At 70.2% G+C, this 25067-nt stretch carries 22 protein-coding genes; 12 read left to right on the top strand and 10 right to left on the bottom strand.

Annotated features, from left to right (window positions below):
- Positions 1 to 5: 5 nt before the first annotated feature.
- The 4 genes from ACWEOO_RS13375 to ACWEOO_RS13360 are packed head-to-tail and all read left to right on the top strand — an operon-like array spanning position 6 to position 4659.
- Positions 6 to 1280, top strand: coding sequence for a M20 family metallopeptidase (locus ACWEOO_RS13375; protein ID WP_452143185.1), 1275 nt, complete (start codon positions 6 to 8; stop codon positions 1278 to 1280).
- Positions 1281 to 1333: 53 nt separating this feature from the next.
- On the top strand, positions 1334 to 2440 hold the full coding sequence (locus tag ACWEOO_RS13370) for an amidohydrolase family protein (protein WP_452143184.1): 1107 nt from the start codon (positions 1334 to 1336) through the stop codon (positions 2438 to 2440).
- A gap of 33 nt (positions 2441 to 2473) precedes the next feature.
- Positions 2474 to 3838, top strand: coding sequence for an amidase family protein (locus ACWEOO_RS13365; RefSeq protein WP_452143183.1), 1365 nt, complete (start codon positions 2474 to 2476; stop codon positions 3836 to 3838).
- A gap of 8 nt (positions 3839 to 3846) precedes the next feature.
- A complete protein-coding gene (locus ACWEOO_RS13360; protein ID WP_452143182.1) occupies positions 3847 to 4659 on the top strand; it encodes a MerR family transcriptional regulator in 813 nt (270 codons plus the stop codon).
- On the opposite strand, the gene ACWEOO_RS13355 is transcribed toward ACWEOO_RS13360, so the two are convergent.
- Genes ACWEOO_RS13355 through ACWEOO_RS13345 form a run of 3 tightly spaced genes read right to left on the bottom strand, consistent with a single transcriptional unit; the run spans position 4646 to position 7508 of the window.
- Positions 4646 to 5137, bottom strand: coding sequence for a DUF3830 family protein (locus ACWEOO_RS13355; RefSeq protein ID WP_452143181.1), 492 nt, complete (start codon positions 5135 to 5137; stop codon positions 4646 to 4648). The two genes, ACWEOO_RS13360 and ACWEOO_RS13355, sit on opposite strands and share 14 nt — an antisense overlap.
- On the bottom strand, positions 5134 to 6519 hold the full coding sequence (locus tag ACWEOO_RS13350; RefSeq protein ID WP_452143180.1) for an amidase: 1386 nt from the start codon (positions 6517 to 6519) through the stop codon (positions 5134 to 5136). Before ACWEOO_RS13350 ends, ACWEOO_RS13355 begins: the two co-directional genes overlap by 4 nt.
- Positions 6516 to 7508 carry a D-2-hydroxyacid dehydrogenase gene (locus ACWEOO_RS13345; protein ID WP_452143179.1) on the bottom strand — a complete coding sequence of 331 codons (993 nt, stop codon included), beginning with the start codon at positions 7506 to 7508 and terminating at the stop codon, positions 6516 to 6518. The genes ACWEOO_RS13350 and ACWEOO_RS13345 overlap by 4 nt, the downstream gene beginning before the upstream one ends.
- A 67-nt stretch (positions 7509 to 7575) precedes the next feature.
- Here ACWEOO_RS13345 and ACWEOO_RS13340 point away from each other — a divergent pair, with 67 nt between their 5' ends.
- Genes ACWEOO_RS13340 through ACWEOO_RS13330 form a run of 3 tightly spaced genes read left to right on the top strand, consistent with a single transcriptional unit; the run spans position 7576 to position 10696 of the window.
- Entirely contained in the window at positions 7576 to 8331 is a 756-nt protein-coding gene (locus tag ACWEOO_RS13340) for a maleate cis-trans isomerase family protein (protein ID WP_452143178.1), read from the top strand.
- Positions 8328 to 9482, top strand: coding sequence for a M24 family metallopeptidase (locus tag ACWEOO_RS13335; RefSeq protein WP_452143177.1), 1155 nt, complete (start codon positions 8328 to 8330; stop codon positions 9480 to 9482). The genes ACWEOO_RS13340 and ACWEOO_RS13335 overlap by 4 nt, the downstream gene beginning before the upstream one ends.
- 5 nt (positions 9483 to 9487) lie before the next feature.
- A complete protein-coding gene (locus tag ACWEOO_RS13330; RefSeq protein WP_452143176.1) occupies positions 9488 to 10696 on the top strand; it encodes an aminotransferase-like domain-containing protein in 1209 nt (402 codons plus the stop codon).
- Positions 10697 to 10709: 13 nt separating this feature from the next.
- Here ACWEOO_RS13330 and ACWEOO_RS13325 read toward each other — a convergent pair whose 3' ends face one another.
- Positions 10710 to 11447 carry an SDR family oxidoreductase gene (locus tag ACWEOO_RS13325; RefSeq protein WP_452143175.1) on the bottom strand — a complete coding sequence of 246 codons (738 nt, stop codon included), beginning with the start codon at positions 11445 to 11447 and terminating at the stop codon, positions 10710 to 10712.
- Between the two features lie 93 nt (positions 11448 to 11540).
- Between ACWEOO_RS13325 and ACWEOO_RS13320 the strand changes: the two genes are divergently transcribed.
- Positions 11541 to 12380: a LysR family transcriptional regulator gene (locus ACWEOO_RS13320; protein WP_452143174.1), complete on the top strand. Its 840-nt coding sequence runs from the start codon at positions 11541 to 11543 to the stop codon at positions 12378 to 12380.
- Between the two features lie 35 nt (positions 12381 to 12415).
- Here ACWEOO_RS13320 and ACWEOO_RS13315 read toward each other — a convergent pair whose 3' ends face one another.
- Positions 12416 to 15559, bottom strand: a complete 3144-nt coding sequence (locus ACWEOO_RS13315; protein WP_452143173.1) for an FAD-binding and (Fe-S)-binding domain-containing protein — start codon at positions 15557 to 15559, stop codon at positions 12416 to 12418.
- A 45-nt stretch (positions 15560 to 15604) separates the two neighbouring features.
- Between ACWEOO_RS13315 and ACWEOO_RS13310 the strand changes: the two genes are divergently transcribed.
- On the top strand, positions 15605 to 16333 hold the full coding sequence (locus ACWEOO_RS13310) for a maleate cis-trans isomerase family protein (protein ID WP_452143172.1): 729 nt from the start codon (positions 15605 to 15607) through the stop codon (positions 16331 to 16333).
- A complete protein-coding gene (locus tag ACWEOO_RS13305) occupies positions 16330 to 16977 on the top strand; it encodes a GntR family transcriptional regulator (protein WP_359933159.1) in 648 nt (215 codons plus the stop codon). Before ACWEOO_RS13310 ends, ACWEOO_RS13305 begins: the two co-directional genes overlap by 4 nt.
- A gap of 13 nt (positions 16978 to 16990) precedes the next feature.
- Here ACWEOO_RS13305 and ACWEOO_RS13300 read toward each other — a convergent pair whose 3' ends face one another.
- Complete coding sequence (locus ACWEOO_RS13300; protein WP_452143171.1) at positions 16991 to 18451, bottom strand: NAD-dependent succinate-semialdehyde dehydrogenase; 1461 nt, start codon at positions 18449 to 18451, stop codon at positions 16991 to 16993.
- A gap of 81 nt (positions 18452 to 18532) precedes the next feature.
- On the opposite strand from ACWEOO_RS13300, the gene ACWEOO_RS13295 reads away from it, so the two are divergent.
- Positions 18533 to 19786, top strand: a complete 1254-nt coding sequence (locus ACWEOO_RS13295; RefSeq protein WP_452143170.1) for an aspartate aminotransferase family protein — start codon at positions 18533 to 18535, stop codon at positions 19784 to 19786.
- Between the two features lie 99 nt (positions 19787 to 19885).
- Here ACWEOO_RS13295 and ACWEOO_RS13290 read toward each other — a convergent pair whose 3' ends face one another.
- Together ACWEOO_RS13290 and ACWEOO_RS13285 are read right to left on the bottom strand one after the other, a co-directional pair.
- On the bottom strand, positions 19886 to 21244 hold the full coding sequence (locus ACWEOO_RS13290; RefSeq protein ID WP_452143169.1) for an MFS transporter: 1359 nt from the start codon (positions 21242 to 21244) through the stop codon (positions 19886 to 19888).
- A 379-nt stretch (positions 21245 to 21623) separates the two neighbouring features.
- The gene (locus ACWEOO_RS13285) at positions 21624 to 21830 is read right to left on the bottom strand and encodes a hypothetical protein (protein WP_452143168.1); all 207 of its coding nucleotides are present in this window, start codon (positions 21828 to 21830) and stop codon (positions 21624 to 21626) included.
- Here ACWEOO_RS13285 and ACWEOO_RS13280 point away from each other — a divergent pair.
- The gene (locus tag ACWEOO_RS13280; RefSeq protein ID WP_452143167.1) at positions 21820 to 23193 is read left to right on the top strand and encodes a DHA2 family efflux MFS transporter permease subunit; all 1374 of its coding nucleotides are present in this window, start codon (positions 21820 to 21822) and stop codon (positions 23191 to 23193) included. The genes ACWEOO_RS13285 and ACWEOO_RS13280 overlap by 11 nt on opposite strands.
- Positions 23194 to 23389: 196 nt before the next feature.
- On the opposite strand, the gene ACWEOO_RS13275 is transcribed toward ACWEOO_RS13280, so the two are convergent.
- On the bottom strand, positions 23390 to 23746 hold the full coding sequence (locus tag ACWEOO_RS13275; protein ID WP_355688408.1) for a HesB/IscA family protein: 357 nt from the start codon (positions 23744 to 23746) through the stop codon (positions 23390 to 23392).
- A 173-nt stretch (positions 23747 to 23919) separates the two neighbouring features.
- Positions 23920 to 25014, bottom strand: coding sequence for a glycerate kinase family protein (locus ACWEOO_RS13270; RefSeq protein WP_452143166.1), 1095 nt, complete (start codon positions 25012 to 25014; stop codon positions 23920 to 23922).
- Positions 25015 to 25067 lie beyond the last annotated feature (53 nt).

The raw sequence follows: 25067 nt of genomic DNA, 5'->3' as shown, positions 1-25067 counted from the left end.
TGGGCATGAGCCTGACGCCCGCCGAACAGACAGTGCTGGACCGGATCGACGAGGACCTGCTGGTCCGGGTGACGCAGGACCTGCTCCGGGCACCCGGCCAGAATCCGCCCGGCGAGGAGAGCGCCACCGTGGCCGCTCTCGCCGCGGCGGCGCGCGAACTCGGCCTCGACGTCCGGACGACACCCGTAGAGCGTGACCGGGACAACGTCTCGGTCACGCTTGCCGGAGGCAATGGTCCCGGCCTGTTGCTGCTCGGGCACACCGATGTGGTTCCGGTCGGCGACGGCTGGACGGTCGACCCTTTCGGCGGTCTCCTGCGTGACGGCCGGATCTACGGCCGCGGCGCCTCCGACATGAAAGGCGGCCTCGCCGCAGCCCTGGTCGCGCTGGCCGCCCTCCGAGGCACCACTCTCAGCGGCCCGGTCGAGCTACTCGCCGTCGTAGACGAAGAAGAAACCGGCAAGGGCATCCGCGCCTACGTCGAAGCCACCCAGCCTGCGCCTGTGGATAACCCAGCCGCGCCCAGCCCGCCGCTCGATAGACTTGAAGCGGAAAGGACAGGGGCGAGACACAACTCCACCAGCACCCAGTCCCGTCGGTACCTCGGCTGCATCACCGCCGAGCCCACCGACCTGCAGACGATCATCGCGGCGCGCGGCGACTCGTACCTGCAGGTCTCGGTGCACGGTCGCGCCTCGCACGCCGGCAACCCGGACGGCGGGGCGAACGCGATCTACGGCGCAGCCGCGGTGGTCGCCGAGATCGAACGCCTGCATCACGAACTCGCCGCCGCACCGCATCCTTTGCTCGGCCCAGCGACCTGGAGCGTCGGCCAGATCAACGGCGGCACCGGCGGCTCGATCGTCCCCGCCGACTGCGTGGTCGTCGCCGACCGCCGGCTCCTGCCGGGCGAATCCCCCGCCGAGGTCCTCGCCGACCTCGGCCGCCGCATCGCCGCCCTGCACCTGGAGGATCGCGGCCTCACGGTCGAGCTCGCGATGCCGATGGAGATGCCCGCCTTCGAGACCCCCGAGGAGCACGAGTTGGTCCGGGTCACCGAGGCGGCCCGGTTCGATGCCGGCGGACCACCGCTCCCGCTGGCCGGCTGGACCGCGGCCTGCGACGGCGGGTACGTCGCCCGCGACCTCGGCGTACCGGTGGTTGTCCTCGGCCCCGGTTCGGTCACCACCCAGGCACACCGCGCCGACGAATCGGTCGCCGTGGCGGAACTCGTCATCGCGGCACGCGCCTACGCGCTGGCCGCGCTGAGGTTGCTGTGACGCGCCGGGTGCTGCTTCGGGGTGGGTCGGTTCTTGATGTTGCGTCCGGTGAGGTGCGGCGGGCTGATGTGGTGCTGGCCGGTGATCGGATCGTCGAGGTCGGGATCGGGTTGGACGGTGACGCGGCGGTCGACTGCGACGGCGGACTGCTGGTTCCGGGGTTCATCGACTGCCATACGCACCTGTGCATCACGCAGACGCGGATCGATCCGTTCGGGCTGCCGCGATCGGTTCGGCCGCTGTCCGCCGTACCTGTGTTGCGAACACTCCTCGGTCTCGGCGTCACCACCGTGCGGGACGCGTGGGGAGCCGACGCCGGCGTACGGATGGCCGTCGAGAAAGGTTGGATCGACGGACCGCAGGTGCTGCTCAGTCTGCGGCAGGTGGGGACGACCGGCGGCATCGGCGACCTCTGGGCGCCGCGGACCGGACCGCTCGACTTCTTCGAGGATCCGTCGCTGCCGGACCCGATCTTCAACGGGGCCGACGAGGCGCGGGCCGTCGTGCGGCGGATGATCCGGGCCGGCGCGGACTGGATCAAGGTGACCGCCACCGGATCCCTGGCGATCGGCAAGGGCCTCACCGACCTCGAGCTGACCGACGACGAGATGACCGCGCTCGTCGACGAAGCCCGGCGGCGCGGAGGGCGGCGCATCATGGTGCACGCGCACGGAGCCCGGGCCGCGGAGCTCGCTGCCCGCGCCGGCGCGGGCAGCATCGAGCACGGCACGTACCTGAACGAATCCGCCGTACAGGCAATGGCGGACTCAGGGACCTGGTACGTGCCGACGCTGTCGGTCACCCAGTCCGACCCGACAGCCGTACCGGACGGCGCCGCCGAGGCTCATCGCGAATCGATGCGACTCGCGATCGCCGCGGGGGTGAACATCGCGATGGGCACCGACAACCCGGTCCGGCCGCACACCGAGGTGCTGTGGGAGCTGCGGCATCTGGCTGCCGCCGGCCTCGGTGATGCGGGTGCACTGCGTGCGGCGACGATCGGCGCGGCACGACTGCTGGGTCTCGCGGACGACCGCGGCGAGATCGCGGTGGGCAAGCGTGCCGATCTGGTCCTGCTCGACGGCACCGAGCTGGACTGCACCGCGCTCGACGGCCGGATCCGGCGGGTCTTTCACAACGGAGCCGAAGTCGGGCGTTGACCCTGACACCGTGTCAGGTCGTAGACCGGGCGCATGATGACTGCACGAGAGATCGCGGACCGGATCCGCACAGGTCAGGTGTCGTCGCGTGAGGTGACCGAGGAGCTGCTGGCGCGGATCGCGGACGACCAGGAGGTCAACGCGGTCATCGAGGTACGCCGGGAGTACGCCCTGGCGGCGGCCGATCGGGCCGACGCGATGGCGGCGGCGCGCGGATCGGTCGGGCCGCTCGGATCGCTGCACGGTGTGCCGATGACGGTCAAGGACTGCTTCGACGTCGCCGGTCTGCACACCACGTGGGGCAATCCGGCGTTCGCCGAACACGTCGCCGACCGTGACGCGGCGGTCGTCGAGCGGCTGCAGCGCGCGGGGGCGATCGTCGTCGGGAAGAGCAACGTGCACGCGATGCTCGCCGACTTCGGCCAGACCGCGAACGAGATCTACGGGCGGACGAACAACCCCGCCGATCTCACTCGGACGCCGGGCGGATCGAGCGGCGGCGGCGCCGCGGCACTCGCCGCCGATCTCACCTATCTGGAGTACGGCTCCGACCTGGTCGGCTCGATCCGCCTGCCGGCGGCGTACTGCGGGGTGTACGGACTCAAACCCACGAACGGTCTGGTCCCGCAGCGTGGCTTCCAGGTCCCCGGTACGCCGTACCTCCCGGGCGAGCTGCCCAACTTGTCAACAATCGGACCACTCGCCCGCACCGCCGGCGACCTACGGCTCGCCCTGCACGCCACCGCCGGCCCCGAGGCGCCGTACTCGTGCACGCTGCCCCGCCCCCGGCACACCCGTCTCGCGGACTATCGCGTCGGCGTGGTCCTGGACCACCCCGCGGCCCCGGTCACCAGCGAGGTCGGCGACGCGCTGTCCAACACGATCGACCGACTCGCCCGCAGCGGCGCAAAGATTGTCGACAACTGGCCGGACGGCGTAGACCCGATCGAGCAAGCCGAAGAGTTCGGCCGCCAGGTAGAACTCTTCTTCGCCCTCCACGCCACCTCCGACGGTGACCCCGGCGGCGACTCCGACGGCGGCCCTAGCAGCGGTTCGGGTGGCGGGTCCGGGAGTGGTCTGACGCTTGAGGACGTGCGCGGGCTGGATCGGCGGCGGATGGCGGCGCGTGGTCGGTGGCAGCGGTACTTCGAGGATGTCGACGTCTTCCTCTGCCCGACCAGCTTCACCGTCGCGTTCCCCCACGGATCGTCGACAATCGACGGCCTGCCGTACGAAACGCAGGTCTTCTGGATCGCCCACGCCGCGCTGACCGGGCACCCCGCGCTCAGCATGCCGATCGGACACACGCCGGCAGGGTTGCCGATCGGTGCTCAGGTGATCGGTCCGTGGCACGAGGACGACACCGCGATCACGTTCGCGGAACTCCTGGCTGGTTGACTGCCGTCATGTTCGCGATCGGTGAATTCGCCCGCCACGGCCGGGTGTCGATTCGGATGCTGCGGCACTACGACGCCATCGGCCTGCTGCGCCCCGCGTACGTCGACCCCGCCACCGGCTACCGCAGCTACACCGCCGCCCAGCTCGCCGACCTGAACCGGATCGTCGCACTCAAGGACCTCGGCTTCTCCCTCGACCAGGTCAACAAGATGATTGCCGACAATCTCAGCCCGTCCGAGCTCCGCACGATGCTCACCATGCGACGCGCACAGCTGGAGACCACACTGGCCGAGAGCCAGGCCCGGCTCGCGCAGGTCGAGTCGCGCCTGCGCGGTCTCGAGAGCGACGTTCCGACCGCGGATGTCGTGGTCAAGGAACTGCCCGCCGTACGACTCGTCGGCCTGACCGCGACGGCGGCGAGCTTCACGCCCGACGACATCACTCCCGTGGTCCATCCCCTCTGCGCAGAACTCGGCCGGAGACTGCCGGATGCAGGCGTCCGCCCCGCCGGCCGGCTGACCTGCCTGTACGCGCAAAGCTCCGAGGACGAGGTCGTCGTCCGTGCGACGGTCCCAGCCGCGGTCGATGCCGGCGGCAACCTCAACGGCCTCGAAGTGATCGACCTGCCGGCGATGCAGGCAGCGACGCTCGTGCACCGCGGACCGATCGATCAGGTGCTGCCGTCCTGGCAGGCGCTGGCGCGCTGGCTCGACGACAACGGCCGTCGCGCCGCCGAGCCGGCCCGCGAGCTCTACCTCGACACCCCGGAGAACCCGGACGACTGGGTCACCGAATTGCAGCAGCCCCTCACAAGCGGCTGAACGACAACGTCTCCCCGCGGGCGCCGCCCATCCACAGGTCCTGGCAGGCGGCGGCGAACTCGTCGAGGTTCTCGGTAATCGCGCCGAAAACGTTTCCCGGCACCCATCCCTGGTCGCCGTTGATCAGCAGGTTGTTCCGGCCGTAGAACACCGCGAGGTCGACGATCGCGCCGGTCGTGCCGGTGCCGGTCGTGTTCTCGTACCCGTAGGCGGGATTTCCCAGGTCGTCGGAGTCGAACGAGAACCAGCACAGGTCCCCGGGGATCGGCGTGACGGTGGTGTTCTCCTTTCCCGGATCGGGCGCGAACGCCGGAATCAGCGTGTAGATCTCGTTCCGCGCGTATTTTCCGTGGAACACCGGCGCTGACAGCGGCAGCGCATCCCAGACCGCCGCGCAGGTCCGGGGCGCCACGTCGTCGAGCAGCTTTGCCACACAGCTCACGCCGCGCTTGTCCAGGCTGACCGTGATGTGCTTCATCGTCTCTCCAAGGTCGGGGTCCGGCGGTGCCATTCGGTCGCGGCCTGATACGCCTGGCCGACCCGCAACGTCAGCGCGTCGGCATGGCGCGCTCCGACGACCTGCAGCCCCACGGGCAGACCGTCGCTCGTGAAGCCGCACGGCACGCTCAGCGCCGGCTGTTGGGTGAGGTTGAACGGATACGTGTACGGCGTCCAGTCGGTCCAGTCCGGCGACGACGACCCGTCCGGTACGTCCTGACCGACCGGAAACGCGGTGATCGGCAGCGTCGGCGTCACGAGCACGTCGTACTGCTGGTGGAAGCGGCCCATCAGCGTCCCGAGCTCCATCCGGACGTTGGTCGCGTCGAGGAAGTCCGACGCCGAGAAGGCCGACCCCTTCGCGGCGACCCGGCGCAGCCCCGGGTCGACGCGATCGTCGACCGCGTACGCCGACAGCACTTTCGCGGCACCGGACCACCAGAGCACGTTGAACGCGTCGATCGGATCCGCGAACCCGGGATCCACCTCTGTCACCTCGGCGCCGAGCTCCGCGAGCACGCGGACCGCGGCGCGGACCAGCGCGTCGACCTCCGGATGATTGTCAACAAAACCAAGATCGGACGAGAAACCGATCCGCAGACCGGCCACGCCGTCATCGAGGCCGTCCAGGAAGGACCGGGCCGGTGTCGGCATCGCAGACCAGTCGCGCGGGTCGAACCCGGCGACCACGTCGAGCAGGGCAGCCGCATCGCGTACGGTCCGGGTCATCGGCCCGGCGTGCGACAACGTCCCGAAGGCGCTCGGCGGGAACAGCGGGATCAGCCCGTACGTCGGTTTCAGCGCGACCGTTCCGGTGAACGCGGCCGGGATCCGCACCGATCCACCGCCGTCCGTACCGAGCGACCACACGCCCATCCCGAGGCCGACCGCGGTCGCCGAGCCGCCGCTCGAGCCGCCCGACGTCCTCGCCGGATCCCACGGGTTGCCGGTCGCGCCGTAGGTGAAGGAGTCGGTGACGCCCTTCCACGAGTACTCCGGAGTGGTCGTCTTGCCGAGGATGACGGCGCCCGTCTCGCGCAGCCGGGCGACGGACGGCGCGTCCTCGTCCCACGGCCCGGCCGGGTCGATCATCGTGCTGCCACGCAGTGTCGGCCAGCCTCTTGTCCACAATGCGTCCTTGATGGACGTCGGCACACCGTCGCCGGGTCCGAGCGGGGTTCCGGCGTGCCAGCGGGTCTCCGATTCCTTCGCGGCGGCGAGCGCGCCTTCGGCGTCGACCAGGACGAAGGCGTTGACCTGGTCGTCGTACCGCTCGATCGCGTCCAGCGCCTGCTGCGTCGCCTCGACGGGCGACAGTGCGCCGGTTCGGTAGCCCTCGACCAGCTCGGTTGCCTCGGTCATCGATCTCCCGTCGGAACGTAGCCAAGCTTCTTGTCGACAATGTTCAGCAGCGGTTCGCCGGCCAGCCAGCGCCGCACATTGGTCGCGAACTGCGCCGCCAGGGTGTCGCGCCAGCCGACGACGTCGCCGGACATGTGCGCGGTGACCGTGACGTTCGGCGCGTCCCAGAGCGGATGGTCCGGCGGCAGCGGCTCGGTATCGAACACGTCGAGCGTTGCGGCGATCCGTCCACTGCCGACAGCGGCAAGCAGTGCCGTTTCGTCGACAATCGGACCGCGGGCAATGTTCACCAGGTGCGCTCCCGGCCGCAGCGCGGCGAGGACGGCGGCGTCGACGAGCCCGCGGGTCGCCGCGGTCAACGGCGCCGCGATCACGAGATGGTCGGCCCAGCCGGCCTCGGCCGACAGGTTGCTGCTGGCAACGATCGTGCCGAAGTCCGGGTCGCCCCCTCGCGCGACCCGGCCGGCCCCCCGGACCTCCAGCCCGGCCGCGCGCAGCAGCCGGGCCGTCTCCCGCCCGATCGCACCGGTCCCCACGACCAGCGCCTTCGCGCCCAGCACGCTCCGGGTCTCGCGGTGCTTCCAGCGCCGCTCGCGCTGCAGGTCGAAGCTGCGGAGGCTGTCCTTGGCGTGCGCGATCACTGCGCCCAGCACGTACTCGGCGATCGGCCGGTCGAACACGCCGTGCGCGTTCGTGACCACGACCGCGGAGTCGCGCAGTTCGTCGAAGAGCAAGGTGTCCACACCGGCCGCGGTCACATGGATCCATTCGAGCGCGTCGGCCGCCGTCCAAGCGTCCCGGACCGCCGTCGAGAAGAAATCCCAGAGCATCAAGGCGCGCGCACCCCGAACCGCAGCGGCCAGCCCGTCCGCGTCGCAGTACCGGAAGTCGACCGGCAGACCGTCCAGCCCCGGCGGCCGGTCGGTCGCGCGCTCACAGAGCACCGCGACCACGGGGCGCTCGGTGCTTGCTGGCGGGAGGGCTGGCACGTGATCGAGGCTAGGAACTCGCTAGTAGGATTGTCAACAATCTCCTTCGCGCCGCACACTGACTGGCATGAGCACGCGTCCCTCCACCCACCCGCTGCCGGCGGCGGTGCCGCCACTGCTGCAGACCGGGATCGGCGTCGTCGCGCCGTACGACTTCGCGCTCGACCGCGAGCTGTGGCGCTGGGTGCCCGACGACGTCACGCTGCACGTCACACGGACGCCGTACGCGCCGATGGCCGCCACGGTCGAGATGGCCGTGCACATCTCGGATCCGGAGCTGATCGCGCGGACGACGTACGACGTGCTGCCGGTCGGTCCGCTCGTGGTCGCGTACGCCTGCACCTTCGGCAGCTTCGTCGGCGGACTGACCGGTGAACTCGCGCTCGTGGACGCGATGGTCGGCGCGGGGGCGCCGGCCGCGGTGACCACCAGCGGCGCGCTGCTGCTCGCGCTGCGTCGGCTCCGGGTCAACCGGATCGCGACGGTCACGCCGTACACCAACGATCTGACCGCTGGGCTGAGCGCGTTCCTCGCCCAGGCCGGGGTCGAGGTGGTCGCGACCGCCGGGCTCGGGCTGATCGCGCAGATCTGGGCGGTCCCCTACGAGACGACGGTCGAGCTGGTCCGCAGCGTCGACAGCGACGCGGTCGAGGCGATCTTCATCAGCTGCACCAACCTGCCGACGTACGACGTGATCGCCGGGCTGGAGGCCACGCTCGGCAAACCGGTGCTGACCGCGAACCAGGTCACGATGTGGTCCGCGCTCGAACTCGCCGGCCACGAAGGAGTCGGTCCGGGACAACGATTGTTGACAATCCGATGAGCGAATACGCCGCCCGGCTGACCCGGGTTCGCGCGGTCCTGGCGGAGCGCGGCCTCGGTGCGCTCGTGGTCAGCGATCCCGCGAACCTCTTCTACCTCACCGGCTACGACGCCTGGTCGTTCTACACGCCGCAGTGCCTGCTGGTCCCGGCCGACGGTGACGTGCAGTTCTTCGCGCGGGCGATGGATGCGGCGGGTGCGTCGTACACCTCCAACCTGCGCGCCGACCAGGTCCACGGGTATCCCGAGGTGCTGGTGCACCGGCCGGACGTCCATCCGTACGACTGGATCGCGAACATCTGCCACGAGCTGATCCCTGCCGGTGCGGAGGTGGCCGTCGAGAGCGATGCGCACTACTTCACCGCCCGCGGCTACCTTGCCCTCAGCAACGGTCTGCCCGGCCGCAGGCTGGTTGACTCGGCCGAGCTGGTGAACTGGGTCCGGCTGGTCAAGTCGCCGCACGAACTGGACCACCTCCGGATCGCCGGCGCGATCGCGGAGCAGGCGATGCGGGTCGCGCTCGACCGGCTCCGGCCCGGCCGGCGGCAGTGCGACGTCGCCGCCGAGATCCTCGCCGCGCAGGCGACCGGAACACCGGAGCACGGGGGCGACTATCCGGCCATCGTGCCGATGCTGCCGACCGGCGACGCCGCCGGGACGCCGCACCTGACCTGGAGCGATCGTCCATTCGTCGACAATCAGGCCACCACGGTCGAACTGGCCGGCGTCCACGGCCGGTACCACGCGCCACTCGCCCGCACCGTGATGCTCGGCGACCCGCCGCGACGGCTCCACGAGACCGCGAAGATCGTTGCCGACGGCATGCAGGCGACGTTGTCGGCAATCCGGCCGGGCGTCACCGGCAGCGCGGTGCACGCCGCGTTCAACGCGGTGATCGCGGCGCGCGGTCTGGTGAAGGAATCGCGGATCGGGTACTCGATCGGTATCGGGTACCCGCCGGACTGGGGCGAACGCACCGTCAGCCTGCGCTCCGGGGAGACCACCGTGCTGACCGCGGGAATGGCGTTCCACGTCATCCTCGGAATGTGGATGGACGGGTGGGGATACGAACTGTCCGAACCCGTCGTGGTCAGCGCCGACGGAGTGGAACGACTGACCGGCCTGTCCCACGAACTGACCATCAGGAGGTAGCCCCGTTGTCAGCACGTCCAGCACCCTCAGCGCTCCCGTACGCCGCCCGCGCCACCGGTCTGGTGGGTTCGGTGATCGACTCGAGTACGTCGCTCCTGCACAAGCAGACGCACGACATCGTGCGGTTCGCGATGGGATCGCCCGCGGCGGAGGCCGTCCCGGCGCGGATCCTGTCCGCGATCGCGGCCGAGGAGCTGAGTCGTCCCGCCGCCTTCGACTATGCGGCGACCGAGGGCGACCCGCCGCTGCACGCGGCGCTGCTGGAGATGCTGCGCGGGACCAGCGACGAGACCACCGCCGATCGGCTCACCGTCACGGCCGGCGGCATGCAGGGCCTCGACCTGTTCTGCAAGATCTTCGTCGACCCTGGCGATCTGGTCGTCGTCGAGTCACCGACGTACACCAACGGCAGCGCGACGGCGCTCTCGTACGGCGCGGAGCTGCTCGAGGTACCGGTCGACGACGACGGCATGATTGTCGACGATCTACCGCGGCTGCTCGACGGGCGAACGCCGAAGGCGATCTACACGATCCCGACGTTCCAGAACCCGTCCGGCGCGACGCTGTCGCTGCACCGGCGGCAGCGTCTGCTGGAGCTGGCCCGTGGGTGGGGGTCGATGGTGATCGACGACGACCCGTACGGTCTGCTCCGGTTCGCCGGCGATCCCCTGCCCACCCTGCGGGAGCTCGGCGCGGGCGATCCGCTGGTGTTCGCCGTACGGACGTTCTCGAAGATCGTCGCGCCCGGTCTGCGCGTCGGCTGGGTGGACACGGATCCCGAACTGCAGCCGCTGCTGATCAACGCGAAGCAGGCGATGGACACCTGCACGAACCTCCCGGCGCAGCGGCTGCTGACCGGATTCCTGACCGGCGGGCATCTCGCGGAACACCTGGTCCGGCAGCGCCGCGAGTACAAGCGGCGCAAGGAAGCGATGCATGCCGCGCTGACCGAACACTTCGGCGACATCGCGCACTGGACGGATCCGGAAGGCGGTTTCTTTCTCTGGGTGACGTTGGAGAACGGCGTCGACACCGCGGAACTGTTCGAGGTCGCACTCGCCGAAGGCGTCGCCTTCATCCCCGGACCGGCGTTCTCGCCCACCGGCCGTTTCCGAAACGCTTTCCGCCTCTGTTTCGCGTCGACCGCCCCCGACCGGATCCACGAAGGCGTCGCCCGCCTCCGCCGCGCCACCGACAAGCTGCCGACGACCTAGTTACGCGCTGTGGTTACCAGGGGACTGTTCCGGCGTCGTCGAAGAATCCGCCGGTCGGTCCGTCGTCGGGCAGGGTCGCGAGGTGAATCGCGATGGCCGCGCCCTGTTGCGGCGTGCGGACGCCGCGGAAGCCGTTGAGGTCGGTGGCGGTGAAGCCGGGGCAGCCGGAGTTGATCAGGATGCGCGTGTCACCCAGTTCCTTCGCGTACTGGATGGTGAGGGCGTTGAGGAAGGTCTTCGAGGCCAAATAGCCGGCGGGAACCGGGCCCATGTCGACGTCGGGTGCGGTTTGCAGGGCGAGCGAGCCGACGCTGCTGGACATGTTGACAATTCGCGGTGCTGCCGAGCCGCGCAGCATCGGCAGCATCGCGTTGGTGACCCGGATGACGCCGATCACGTTGGTTTCCACGACAGCTCGCACGGTCGCGGGCTCGACCGTGGTGGGTGTCTGTGGCAGGCGGCCGGTGATCGCCGCATTGTTGACCAGGACATCGAGCCCACCGGCCTGGCCGGCGATCAACTCGGCCGCAGCGCCCACACTCGCGTCGTCGGTGACGTCGAGCGGCACGGCAAAGGCATCTGTCCCGGCCGCACGCAGCTTCTCCACCGCGGTCTCGCGGCGTTGCCGATCCCTCGCGCCCACACCGATTCGCCAGCCGAGGGCGCCCAGGCCTGCGGCGATCTCGTACCCGATGCCTTTGTTCGCGCCGGTCACCAGCGCGACTGTCCGTTCACTCATGCCGTCGATCATGGTGCGGACCCGGCCGGGGCGTCCAAGACCGGTCGGGTGGTCGGCGATACCGCACGGGTATTGGTCGTGGTCAGCGCCGGATACGATCGGTCGGTGGAGACGCGGGAGTTGCGATACTTCGTCGCTGTCGCCGAGGAGTTGCACTTCGGGCGGGCGGCACAACGGCTCGCGATGGCGCAACCACCGCTGTCGCGGGCGATCCAGCAACTGGAACGGCGGCTCGGCGTCGTTCTGCTGCACCGCACTGCTCGCAGGATCACGTTGACCGAGGCCGGGTCGGTGCTGCTGCGGGAGGCCCGGGCTGCGCTCGACGCGGTCGAAGCCGCCGAGCGGCGCACCCGCCGCGCCGCGGCCGACCAGCCGCGTGTGGTGCTGGCGGCCAAGGCCGGAGCGTCCACGGAACTGTTGTCGAAGCTCCTGGACGCCTACGCCGCTGAACCGGGCGCCGTTGCCGTCGAGGTGGTGCTGTGCGGGCCCGGCGAGCCGGAGAGTCTGCTGCGCACCGGGCGTGCCGACGTTGCCCTGCTCCATCGGCCGTACGACACGACAGCCGGATTCGACACCGAGGATCTGCACACCGAACAGCAGGTGGTGGTCCTGCCCGCGGGTCATCCCCTCACCGACCGGGCACATCTGTCATTGGCCGAGATCAACGCCCAGACGGACCTGCCCCTGCCGCGCTGGCCTCAAGGGGATGGCACCTATCAAGACGGCCCCGGCCCGCAGATCCGCGACCAGACCCAACTGTTCCAGCTGATCGCGCTCGGACTGGCGTGCGTCGTCGCGCCCGAGTCGCTCGGAGACCAACTGGGCGACGACCATGCCGTCGTGCCGGTGCCGGACGCACCGGCCGTCACGACCGTGATCGCCTGGCCACCACACAGCAGATCCACAGTCGTTGCCGACCTCGTCCACACCGCGACACGCCTTTAACCGGCTGGCGTCAACGAGGTCATAGCCGGCAACGCCTAGCTCGAGCGCGGTCGGAGCGCCTCGGCGAGAACCTGGGCGAGGTGGGAGGGGGTTCGTGGGGTCGCCTGGGCGATCTGGGTCCGGCAGCTGAAGCCGTCGGCCAGCACAGCGGTTGTCTCGGGCAACGATCGTACGGCGGGAAGCAGCGTGCGTTCGCCTACGGCCTTGGAGACGTCGTAGTGGTCGCGCTCGAAGCCGAAGTTGCCGGCGAGACCGCAGCAGCCCGGGTCCGCGAGACCGGCCTCGATACCGGCCGCCGCCATCAGTTTGCGGTCGGCGTCGAAGCCGAGAACAGCATGCTGGTGACAGTGCGGTTGGACGAACGCCGCTCCGCCGACCTGCGGCGGCTGCCAACCGGATTCGACGAGGAGCTCCGAGAACGTGCGGATGTTCGCGGCCGCCGACGCGGCGAGAGGATTGTCGACAAGCAGAGCAGGCGCGTCGTGGCGGAAGGCCGCCGTACAGCTGGGTTCGAGACCGACGATCGGGGTGCCGGCCTCGAGATGCGGCGCGAGTACGTCGAGGGAGCGGGTGAGGACACTTCGCGCTCGAGTGAGCTGACCGGTCGAGATCCACGTGAGGCCGCAACACACCGGCTTCGCCGGCACCACAACCTCGAACCCGGCCGCTTCCAGCACAGCCACCGCCGCCCGCCCGATCTCCGGCGCAAGGTAGTTGGTAAACGTATCCGGCCACAACACAACCCGCCCCGCACTCCCGGGCTCCACACTCCCTTCCGCCGCGCCCTCCAACCCCATACCTTCCGGTCCCGCACCCTCCAGCCCCGCACCCTCCAGCCCCGCGCTCTCCGGCCCCGCGCTCTCGGGCCTCATACCCTCCGGCCGGGCGTGCTTCTGCCGGGTAGCTTGGTGGGTGAACCAGTGGGTGAAGGTTTCCGGGGCGAACGGTGGGACCTGGCGTTCGGCGGCGATGCCTCCGAGGCGCTTGGTCAGGGGTAGGCGGGCGAAGCGGTTTGCCAGGGCTGGGGCGTGGGACGCGAGGCGTGACCACAGCGGCAGCCAGCCCATCGACCAGTGCGACAGCGGGCGGGCCCACGGGCGGCGCGCGTAGTGGTGGTGGGTGAACTCGGCCTTGTACGTCGCCATGTCGACGTTCACCGGGCAGTCCGACAGACATCCCTTGCACGACAGGCAGAGATCCAGCCCGTCGCGTACCTCGGCCGATCGCCACCCGTCGGTGATCAGGTCGCCCTGCAGCATCTCCCACAGCAGGTGCGCACGCCCGCGCGTCGAGTGCAGTTCCTCGCGCGTGACCTGGTAGCTCGGGCACATCACGCTGCCGGACGTCTGCCGGCACTTCCCGATCCCCACGCACCGCCGCTGCGCCTGCGCGAAGTCGTGCCCGTCGTCCGGGTAGTCGAAGATTGTCGGCAATCTACGATCCTTGGCCGGCCCGTCGTGCCGGATCGCGAGGTCGAGCGGCGGCGGGTCGACGATCGCGCCCGGGTTCAGCACGCCCGCCGAGTCCCAGATCCGCTTCAGCTCGCCGAACAGCGCGACCCCATCGGCGCCGTACATCTTGCTCAGCAGTTCGCCGCGCGCCCGCCCGTCACCGTGCTCACCGGACACCGAGCCGCCCAGCCCGACCACCAGGTCCGCGGCCTGCTCGACGAACTCCCGGTACGTCGCGATGCCCCGCGCGCTCAACAGATCGAAGTCGATCCGCATGTGCATGCAGCCCTCGCCGAAATGCCCGTACGACGCGCCGGACAGACCGTGCCGCCCGAGCAACTCGTCGAGGCCGCGCAGGTACGCGCCCAAACGCTCCGGCGGTACGGCGGCGTCCTCCCAACCACCCCACGCCTCGGCTCCGTCCGCGCGGCGAGTCGCCAGGCCTGCGGCGTCAGTACGGCACCGCCACAGCACCGCCTGCGCCCGCGGATCGGTCACCAGACTCGCCGTAGCGCCGGAATCCCGCAGTTCGTCGAGCATCGCGCGGGCAGCGGAGGCGGCCGCCGCCTCGTCCTCGCCGCCGATCTCGACCAGGAGCCAGGCGTTCCCGGCCGGAAGCCCGGCGTGGACCGCCTCGTCCCGCACCTCGGTCGGCAGCCTGTCGACAAGCTCGTTGTTGATCGACTCCATCGTGAGCGGCGCGTGCCGCAGGACAACCGGTACGCAGTCCGCCGACGTGATCGAGTCGGCGAACCCGAGCACGCACAGAACCTTTGCCTTGGGCAACTCCACGAGCCGGACGGTGGCGCGGAGGGTCGCGGCGAGGCCGCCCTCACTGCCGGCCAGCAGACCGGCGACGTTGTAGCCGTACTCCGGCAGCAGACGGTGCAGCGCGTACCCGGAGATCTGCCGAGTGAACTGCCCGAACCGGCGGCGGATCAGCAACTCGTTCCGGCCGGCGAAGTCCTGCAGAGCCCGATGCAACTCCCCTTCACGCCCCGGCCGACGGGCCAGCTCGGCACGCCGATCCTGCCCGGGATCGGCCGCCCCGCCCGATCCGTCACCGGGTGCGTCGAGGGTCAGACGGGTTCCGTCGGCGAGGACGACGTCGAGCGATTGCAGATTGTCGGCAGTCGTACCCCAGGCGACCGAGTGCGCGCCGCATGCGTTGTTCGCGATCATGCCGCCGAGAGTGGCCCGGCTCGCCGACGAAGGGTCCGCGCCGAACGCCAGCCCGTACGGTCGCGCGGCCGCCAGCAGATCCGTCAGTACGACGCCCGGCTCGACGACCGCTGTCCGCGCGGCGGCGTCGATGCCGAGGATCCGGCACACATGCCGGGACGCGTCGATCACGACGCCACCGACCTCGACCCCGCTGACCCCGACCCCGCCGGCCACGTCACGACCGACCCGGTCACCACCGACCCCGACCCCGACACCGACACCGACGCCGATCGCGTTGCCCGCCATCGACGTACCCCCGCCCCGCAGCACGACCGGCGCGCCGGCGGCTGCGGTCAGCGAGACAGCCGCCGCCAGGTCCTCGGCATCGGCCGGTACGACGACCAGGTCCGGCACCGCGCGGTAGTTCGACCCGTCCGTCGCGTACAGCGCGCGCGTCCGCCGGTCGTCGCCGACCTCGCCCCGGAGCTCGCGGCGCAACGTCGCGACCAGCCGCGCGGCGTCGTACGCCGCAGATCCGGCGCCGGAGCGCTCTGGGGTTAACATTGTCGACAATCTACCTTTCGGTCGTTCGACCAGCCAGGAGGCCAGATGGTCACGGTAGGACTCCTTTACCCCGGACACAGCGCGGAGGACGACTACCCGTCGCTCGAGGCCCGGCTCGACGGTTCCGTGAAGCTGCCGGTTGTCATCACCTCGGTCGGCGAGGACGCGCACCGGGTCGACGCCCTGCTCGACCTCGGCCGCGCGGAACGGCTGGCCGAGGGCGCCGCCGAGCTCGCACCATCGCGGCCGGACGCGGTGATGTGGGCCTGCACCTCGGGCAGCTTCGTGTTCGGCCCGGAGGGCGCGAACATCCAGGCAGCCGGCGTTGCGCAGGCGCTCGGCGTCCCGGCGTCCTCGACCTCGATCGCGTTCGTCGACGCGTGCCGGACGCTGGAGCTGAAGCGCGTCGCCGTCGCCGCGTCGTACCCCGAGGACGTCGCGCAGCACTTCGTCCGGTTCCTGACCGCGGGCGGCCTCGACGTGGTGTCGATGGGCAGCAACGGAATCGTCACCGCCGCGGAGGTCGGGACGCTCGTGCCCGAGCAGGTGGTGGCGATGGTGAAGGCGGCCGACCACCCGGACGCCGAGGCGGTGCTGGTGCCGGACACCGCGATGCACACGCTCGAGATCGTCGACGACCTGGAGGCCGCCGTCGGCAAACCGGTGCTGACCGCGAACCAGGTGACGGTCTGGAAGGGGCTCCAGTTGGCCGGGCCTGTACCGTCTTTGCCACATCTGGGGACGTTGTTCGCCACAAGGGGGAATTCGGAGTGACCAGTTACATCGAGCCGCTGGCCCAGGAGTCGACGCCGAGCATCATCGCCGACAAACTGCGCAAGGCCATCGGCCACGGGGAGCTGAAGCCCGGCGCGCAACTCGGCGAGGCCGACCTGGCCCGCAAGCTCGGCGTCAGCCGCGGGCCGCTGCGCGAAGGCATGCAGCGCCTGACCCAGGAGGGTCTGCTGGTCTCGATCCGCAACCGCGGCCTGTTCGTCATCGACATGACGCCGGACGACATCCGTGACATGTACCTCGCCCGCGAGGCGGTCGAGCGCGCCGCGATCCAGAAGATCCTCTGCGGCGACCACGCGTCGGCGGGGACGGCGCTGTGCGCGGTCGCCGACCGGATGCTGGCCGCCGACGGCGACCCGGCGGCGATCGGCGACCTCGACATCGAGTTCCACGAACTCCTCGTCCGGCTGGCCGGCAGCCCGCGGCTGTCGCGGATGCACCAGACGTCGATCATCGAGACCCGGATGTGCATCCACGCGCTCGAGGAGACCTATCTCGCCGCCGACGCCCGCGCCATCGAGCACAACAACCTCGGCGAGGCGATCCGCGACGGCGACGCCGAGCGCGCCGAACGGCTCCTGATCGCGCACATGGACGACGCCATCGAGCGCCTCGTCAACCGCTGACCGGGCCACCTGTTCAGTCGTTGACCGCGATCCCGATGTACTTGGTCTCGAGGAACTCGTCGATCCCCACCGCGCCGCCCTCGCGGCCGAGCCCGGACTGCTTCACGCCGCCGAACGGCGCGGCGGGGTTCGACACGACGCCCTGGTTCAGCCCGACCATCCCGGTCTCGATCGCCTCCGCGACCCGCAACGCCCGCCGCAGGTCGTTCGTGAACACGTAGGCGACCAGCCCGTACTCGGTGTCGTTCGCCGCCCGCACCACCTCGTCCTCGTTGCTGAACGGCGTCAGCGGCGCCACCGGGCCGAAGATCTCCTGGTCCGCCATCGCGGCCTCCCGCGGTACGCCGGTCAGGACCGTCGGCGGGTAGAAGTACCCGCTTCCGGCGGGCACGTCTCCCCCGGTGAGCACGGTCGCGCCGCGCCCGACCGCGTCCGCGACGAGTGACCGGACCTTCTCGCGGCCGGCCTCGTCGATCAGCGGGCCGACGTCGACGCCGGGCTCGGTCCCGCGCCCGACCGTCAGCGCGGCCATCCGCTCCGCGAGCCGCCGGCCGAACTCGTCGATCACGGAGGCGTGCACGAAGATCCGGTTCGCCGCCGTACAGGCCTCGCCCATGTTCCGCATCTTCGCCGCGATCGCGCCGGTCACCGCCTCGTCCAGGTCGGCGTCCTCGAACACGATGAACGGCGCGTTGCCGCCGAGCTCCAGCGACGTCCGCAGTACCTTCTCCGCGCACTGCTCGAGTAGCATCCGGCCGACCCGCGTGGAACCGGTGAAGGACAACTTGCGCGCCAGTCCGGAGCGGATCAGCGGCTCCATCACGCCGCCCGCGTCCATCGCGGTGACGCAGTTGACGGCGCCCGCCGGTACGCCGGCCTCGGCCAGGATCCCCATCAACGCCAGCATCGACAGCGGCGTTTGATGGGCGGGCTTGATCACGCTCGTACAGCCGGCCGCGATCGCCGGGCCGAGCTTGCGGGTGCCCATCGCCATCGGGAAGTTCCACGGGGTGATCAGCAGGCACGGGCCGACCGGCTGCCGGGTGATCAGGAAACGGGCGTTCCCGGCCGGCGCGGTCTGGTACCCGCCGTCGATCCGCACCGCCTCGCCCGCGAAGTGCCGGAAGAACTCGGCCGCGTACGCGATCTCACCGCGGGCCTCGCGCAGCGGCTTGCCCATCTCCAGCGTCATCAGCAGCGCCAGCTCGTCGGCGCGTTCCACCAGCAGCTCGTACGCCGTCATCAGCATGTCGGCGCGTTCGCGCGGGGACGTCCGGGCGAAGTCGCGCTGGGCGGCGACCGCTGCCTCGAGCGCGGCCCGGCCGTCCGCCGGCGAGGCGTCGGCGACCGCACACAGCACCTCACCGGTCGACGGATCGACGACGTCGAACGTCGCGCCGCGGGTCGCCTCGACCCATTTCCCGTCGACGAACAACCGCTTCTCGACCGCCCCGACCACGCTCGACTCGTCCATCTGCACCCCTTCACCGGCTTCGGCTGCTGAGATAGGCTGATTGTCAACAATCCTACAGCTCACGAGGGAAGAGGGAAGCCCGTGGCCGAGCTCTCGCAGATCCTCAAACAGGCGACCGGCGTGGTGGCCGCCCGCGGTGAGGGCGTCCAACTGTTCGACGAGGACGACCGCAGATACCTGGACTTCACCGCCGGCATCGGCGTGACGTCGACCGGGCACTGCCATCCGCGGGTGGTCGCGGCGGCGCAGGAGCAGGTCGGCCGGATCATCCACGCGCAGTACACGACGGTCATGCACCGGCCGCTGCTCACCCTGGTCGAGCGGCTCGGCGAGGTGCTCCCCCGGCACCTCGACCGGATGTTCTTCGCGAACTCCGGCAGCGAGGCGATCGAGGCCGCCCTGCGCCTCAGCCGGCAGGCGACCGGCCGGCCGAACGTGGTCGTGTTCCACGGCGGCTTCCACGGCCGGACCGTGGCCGCGGCCTCGATGACCACATCCGGGACCAAGTTCCGCTCCGGGTTCAGCCCGTTGATGGCCGGGGTCCACGTTTCGCCGTTCCCCGACCCCGGCCACTTCGGCTGGCCGGTCGAGCAGGCGACCGACTTCGCGCTCAGCCAGCTCGATTACACCCTGCAGACGTTGACCACCCCGGCCGACACCGCAGCGTTCTTCGTCGAGCCGGTGCTCGGCGAAGGCGGCTATGTCCCGGCGAACGAGCGCTTCTTCGCGGGCCTCCGCGAGCGCGCCGACGCGCACGGGATCCTGCTGGTGGTGGACGAGGTACAGACCGGCTTCGGGCGGACCGGCAAGTTCTGGGGTGGCGACCACTTCGGATCGCACCCGGACATCCTGGTCACCGCGAAGGGACTCGCCTCCGGCTTCCCGCTCTCCGGGATCGCCGCGTCGTCGGAGCTGATGGAGAAGGCGTGGCCCGGTTCCCAGGGCGGCACGTACGGCGCGAACGCGGTCGCCTGCGCGGCGGCACTCGCGACGCTCGACGTGATCCAGGACGAGGGTCTCGTACAGAACTCCGCCGACCGCGGCGCGCAGTTGAAGCAGGCGCTGCGGCTGGTCGCGGACAAGCACGAGCAGATCACCGACGTCCGCGGACTCGGGCTGATGATCGGCAACGAGTTCCGTGACGCAGGCGGCAAGCCGGACCCGGTGACGGCCGCCGCGGTCCAGCAGGAGGCGGCGCGGCGAGGTCTGCTGCTGCTCACCTGCGGCGCCTGGGGTCAGGTCGTCCGCTTCATTCCCGCACTGGTCGTCTCCCCCGACGAGGTCGACGAAGCCGCCGGCATCTGGTCCGACGCAGTCACCGCCGTCGTCCGCTGACGGGCAGAACGAGGCCGGCCCGCCCTTTCCGGAACATGTCTCGCAGCAGGTGGCGATTCAGTTCCGGAAAGAGCGGGCCGGTTCGTCAGTGCCTCGGGGTCAGGCCTTCGCGTGGGCCGGCTCGAGGGCCACGGGCGGCGGCGCGTCCTCGGTGCCCGGGATCTCGGTGCCGTTGAGCGGGCACCGCGACGTCTCCGGCACCCGGGCGAGTGCGAGCGCACCGACCAGACAGGCCGCCATCATGTAGTACGCAGGCACCAACGAGTCGCCCAGCTTGGCCGTCAGCCAGTCGTTGACCGCGGGCGCCGTACCGCCGAACAGCGACGTCGACACGTTGTACGCGATTGCGAATCCGGCGTACCGCACGTGCGTCGGGAACATCGCGGGGAAGGTCGCCGAGATCGTCGCGAGCTGCGGGACGTACAGCAGGCCGAGCACCGCGAAGCCGATGATCGCGCCGGCCAGGTTCGTCCCCATCAGCAGGAACATCGGCACACCGAACACGAACAGCCCGGTCAACGACGCCCACCACAGCGGCTTGCGCCCGATCCGGTCGGACGCGCGGCCGGCGAACGGCACGAAGACCATCATTGTCAACATTCCGATGATCGGCACGATCAGCGACTGGTCGGCACTCAGGCCGATCTCCTTCTCGAGGTACGTCGGCATGTAGGTGAGCAGCGTGTAGTTCACGACGTTCAGCGCGATGACCATGCCGCCGAGCCGCAGGATCGGGCCCCAGTAGCCGGCCAGCAGGTCCTTGAACTGGGTCGCGGTCTCCTCTTCCTTCTGGCCCTTCGCCTCGAGCTCGCGGAAGACCGGGGTGTCCTCGAGCCGGGACCGGAGGTAGACGCCGACCAGGCCGAGCGGCGCGGCGACCAGGAACGGCAGCCGCCAGCCCCAGGCGTGCATCGCGTCGTCGCCGAGCACCAGCGAGAAGCCCAGCATCAGCAGCGCGCCGAGCGAGAAGCCGGCCAGCGTGCCGAACTCCAGGAAGCTGCCGAGGAACCCGCGCTTGCGGCTCGGCGCGTACTCGGCCATGAAGGTCGCGGCACCGCCGTACTCGCCACCGGTCGAGAAGCCTTGGATCATCCGCAGCAGTACGAGCAGGATCGGCGCCCACAGCCCGATCGAGTCGTACGACGGGACCAGACCGGCGAGCAGCGTCGCACCGGACATCATCAAGATCGTGATCGCCAGGACGTGCTTGCGCCCCAACCGGTCGCCGAGCGGCCCCCAGACCAGGCCGCCGAGCGGGCGGACCAGGAACGAGACGGCGAACGTCATCAGCGCGAGCAGGGTCTGACTCTCGGTGTCACCCGGGAAGATCGCCGCCGAGATGTACGTGACGCCGTACGCGTAGATGCCGTAGTCGAACCACTCGGTCGCGTTGCCGATCGCCGAGGCGGCGATCGCCTTCCTGAGCACCCCGGGCGGCTGCTCCTTCTCGGTGGTCACGGGCGGCCGGTCCTGGGCTGGCCCACCACCAGACGGCTGCGGGCTCACTGGCGGGGTCTCGGCGTCCACGGTCTTCCTCCTGTCGTCATACGGCCTCACCCGTGTGCCCACCCGCGCGTAAACCACACGCCGCAGGAGCGAAGTCGTAGTTTTGTTGACAATCCGAAGGTTAACCATGTGCATTCGTGAACCACAAGCAGTCGCACCCGGTTTGCCCTCCGTGTTTACAACGCGGTTACACAGCCCGCCCCGGCCAGCCCGGTCAGCCGGTTAGCCCGGTTAGCCCGGCTCGGGTGACTCGGCTCGGCTCGGCATGGCCCGGTCGGGCCGGTCGGCCCGGTCGCGGCTCGGTCAGCCCTGCCCGGTAGAACGGTGTTCGTCAACGAACACTGTTCGCCAATCCTGAGGGGCCAACGATGAGCACCACACTCGACAACTCACCCAACGCCACACCCGGCAGCACGCCCGGCACCAGCACCAGCACCAGCACCAGCACCAGCACCAGCACCAGCACCAGCAGCACATCCGACTCCACGACGGCCGCGCGCGGCACGCCGTACCGGTGGCGCTGGATCGTGCTCGCCACGATCCTGGTCGCCGAGATCATGGACCTCGTCGACGCGACGATCGTCAACATCGCCGCCCCGTCGATCCGCGCCGAGCTCGGCGGGTCGGAGTCGGCCATGCAGTGGATGCTGGCCGGCTACACACTGGCCTTCGCGATCGGCCTGATCACGTTCGGCCGGCTCGGCGATCTGGTCGGCCGGCGGCGGCTGTTCGTGATCGGCGCCCTCGGCTTCACGGTCGCGTCCGCGGTCTGCGGCCTCGCGACCAGCCCGGAACTGCTGATCGGCAGCCGGGTCGCGCAGGGCCTGCTCGGCGCGGTGATGATCCCGCAGGGCTTCGCGATCCTGAAGTCGATCTTCCCGTCCGAGGAGCTCGGCAAGGCGTTCGCGATGTTCGGCCCGGTGATGGGACTGTCGGCGGTCGCGGGCCCGATCCTGGCCGGCGTCCTGATCGACGCCAACTGGTTCGACGCCGGCTGGCGGACCATCTTCTTCATCAACGTCCCGGTCGGCATCGCCGCACTCGTCGGCGCGCTCCGCTTCATGCCCGAGGTCAAGACGCCCGGCGCGTCCCGGCTCGACGCCGCGGGTGTCGTCCTGGTCAGCCTCGCGTCCGGCCTGCTGATCTACCCGCTCGTCCAGGGCCGTGAGCTCGGCTGGCCGTTGTGGACAATCCTGATGTTGATCGGCTCGGTCGCGGTCTTCGCCCTGTTCGGCTGGCGCGAGCGCCGGTCCGGCAACCCGGTCATCGACCCGTCGCTGTTCCGCAACCGCGGGTACGTCGCCGGTCTCGGAGTGATCACCACGTTCTTCCTCGCGATGAACGGCTTCATGCTGGTGTTCAACCTGTTTACCCAGCTCGGCCTGCACTACAGCCCGCTGAAGGCCGGCCTCGCGATGGTGCCGTTCTCGCTCGGCATCGCGATCGGCGCGCCGCTGTCGGCCGCGCTGCTCGCCCCGAAGCTCGGCCGCAAGGCGCTGCAGCTCGGCATCGCGGTGATGACGGTCGCGATGGCCGGTGTCTGGTTCACGCTGCACACCCAGGGCGACGCGACCACGATCTGGAACCTGGTCCCCGCGACGCTGGCCACCGGCATCGGCGCCGGCATGGTGTTCGCGCCGCTGTTCGACATCATCCTGGCCTCGATCGACGACCAGGCCGCGGGCTCGGCGTCCGGCGTCCTGACCGCGATGCAGCAGTACGGCGGCGCGATCGGCGTCGCGGTGATCGGCACGATCTTCTTCCAGCTGCTGCCGAGCCACGCGTTCCTGGGCGCGACCAAGACGTCGGTCCTGGTCGCGATCGGCCTCTTCGTCGTCAGCCTCGCGGTGTCGTACCTACTGCCGAAGCGGGCCCGCGAGGACAGCGTCAGTCACGGCTGACGAACCCCTCCTTCACCAACCAATCCATCGCGACGTCGGCGGGCTCACGTCCGTCGACGTCGACTTGTGCGTTCAGGTCGATCAGCAACCAATACCCAACAAGCGTTGAATTCACACGGTCGCTTCCGAAGTGCGGGCACGCCGAAGCCCCCGGTCACCGCGCGGTGACCGGGGGCTTCGGGTGCTTCAGCTCAGCTCAGTTGAACGAATCGCCGCAGGCGCAGGAGCCGGTGGCGTTCGGGTTGTCGATCGTGAAGCCCTGCTTCTCGATGGTGTCGACGAAGTCGATCGTCGCGCCCTTCAGGTACGGCGCGCTCATCCGGTCGGTGACGACGCTCACGCCACCGAAGTCGGCCACCACGTCGCCGTCGAGCTGACGCTCGTCGAAGAACAGCTGGTACCGCAGTCCGGAGCACCCGCCCGGCTGCACGGCGACCCGCAGCGCGAGGTCGTCGCGGCCTTCCTGGTCGAGCAGCGCCTTCACCTTGGAGGCGGCCCCGTCGGTGAGGAGAACACCCGTGGCCACGGCCTGCTCGGTCTGCGCTTCAGTCATCCCTGACTCCAGTCATCTACTCAAGTGCCCGGCCTACGGCTGCCCCGGCACGGAAGTCTCTTGTCAACACGTACCAACGTCGGCCGGCGCGCGCTCATTCCCATGGTCGCACACCAATTTCACAGATCAACGATCCCGGGTCACGAGGTGATCAACCAGTCACCGCGCGCCGATCACCGGGCCCAGGTCCGGGCGACCCGCTCCGCGACCGTCGCGAGCGACCCCTGCGGGTCCGCGAAGGCCTGCTCCTCGCCGACCACGTCGACCAGCGCGTACGCCGACTCGACGCCCATCGTGCGCATCTCGCGGGACCCGATCAGGACCTTCCCGGCCAGCACGACACACGGCCGCATCGCGTCGTTGGCCACCTTCGCGACACCCGCGATCACCTTGCCGTCGCGGGACTGGAAGTCGAACGCGCCCTCGCCGCTCAGCACCAGGTCGACCTGCGACGCCTTCTGCTTCAGCCCGGTCAGCTCGGCGACCAGGTCGATACCGGAGACCCGCTCGGCGCCGAGCAGCAGCAGCGCGTACCCGAGGCCGCCCGCCGCGCCCGCGCCCTTCTGGTCCGCGGTCTTCCGGCCGGCCAGCTCGGCGAAATGCGTCAGCCAGCCGTCGACCACCGGCTTGCGATCGTCGGTGATGCCCTTCTGGGCGCCGAACACGCTGGTCGCGCCGCGCAGCCCGAGCATCGGGTTCTCCACGTCGCTCGCCGCCACGAACTCCACCCCGGCGACGCGCTCCCGGGCCGGCGCCAGATCGACCGAGGCCAGCTCGGCCAGCCCCGCGGCACCCGCGTCCAGCCGACCGCCCTCGGCCGTCGCTCCGAGCGCGGCGAGCAGACCCGCGCCGGCGTCGTTCGTCCCGGAGCCGCCGAGGCCCAGGATGATCCGCCGCGCGCCGGCGTCCACGGCCGCAGTGATGAGCTGGCCCACGCCGTACGTCGTCGCGTCCTCGGGGCGGCGCTGCTTCGGCTCCACCAGGTGCAGCCCGCACGCCTGCGCGGTTTCGACGTACGCCGTCTCCCCCGCCAGCAGCACCGTCGCCGGGGTCTCTTCGCCGAGCGGTCCGCGGACGGTGACCGACAGGAGCTTGCCGTCGACGACGGCGGACAGCACGTCGATGAAGCCCGGGCCGCCGTCGGCCATCGGCGCGACGAGCACCTCGGCCTCCGGATCCCGCCGCCGCCACCCTGCCTCGATGGCCGCCGCAGCCTCCACGGCCGTCAGCGTCCCCGCGAACTTGTCCGGCGCAATCAGAATCCGCATGCGCACATCCTCCCCCACCCGCTGCGGTTGACGGCGTCCGGTGCCACCAGTTG

The organism is Kribbella sp. NPDC004138, from assembly GCF_053603655.1.
Note: the sequence above shows the minus strand (reverse complement) of the source record. Positions and strands in the feature narration are given on the sequence as shown.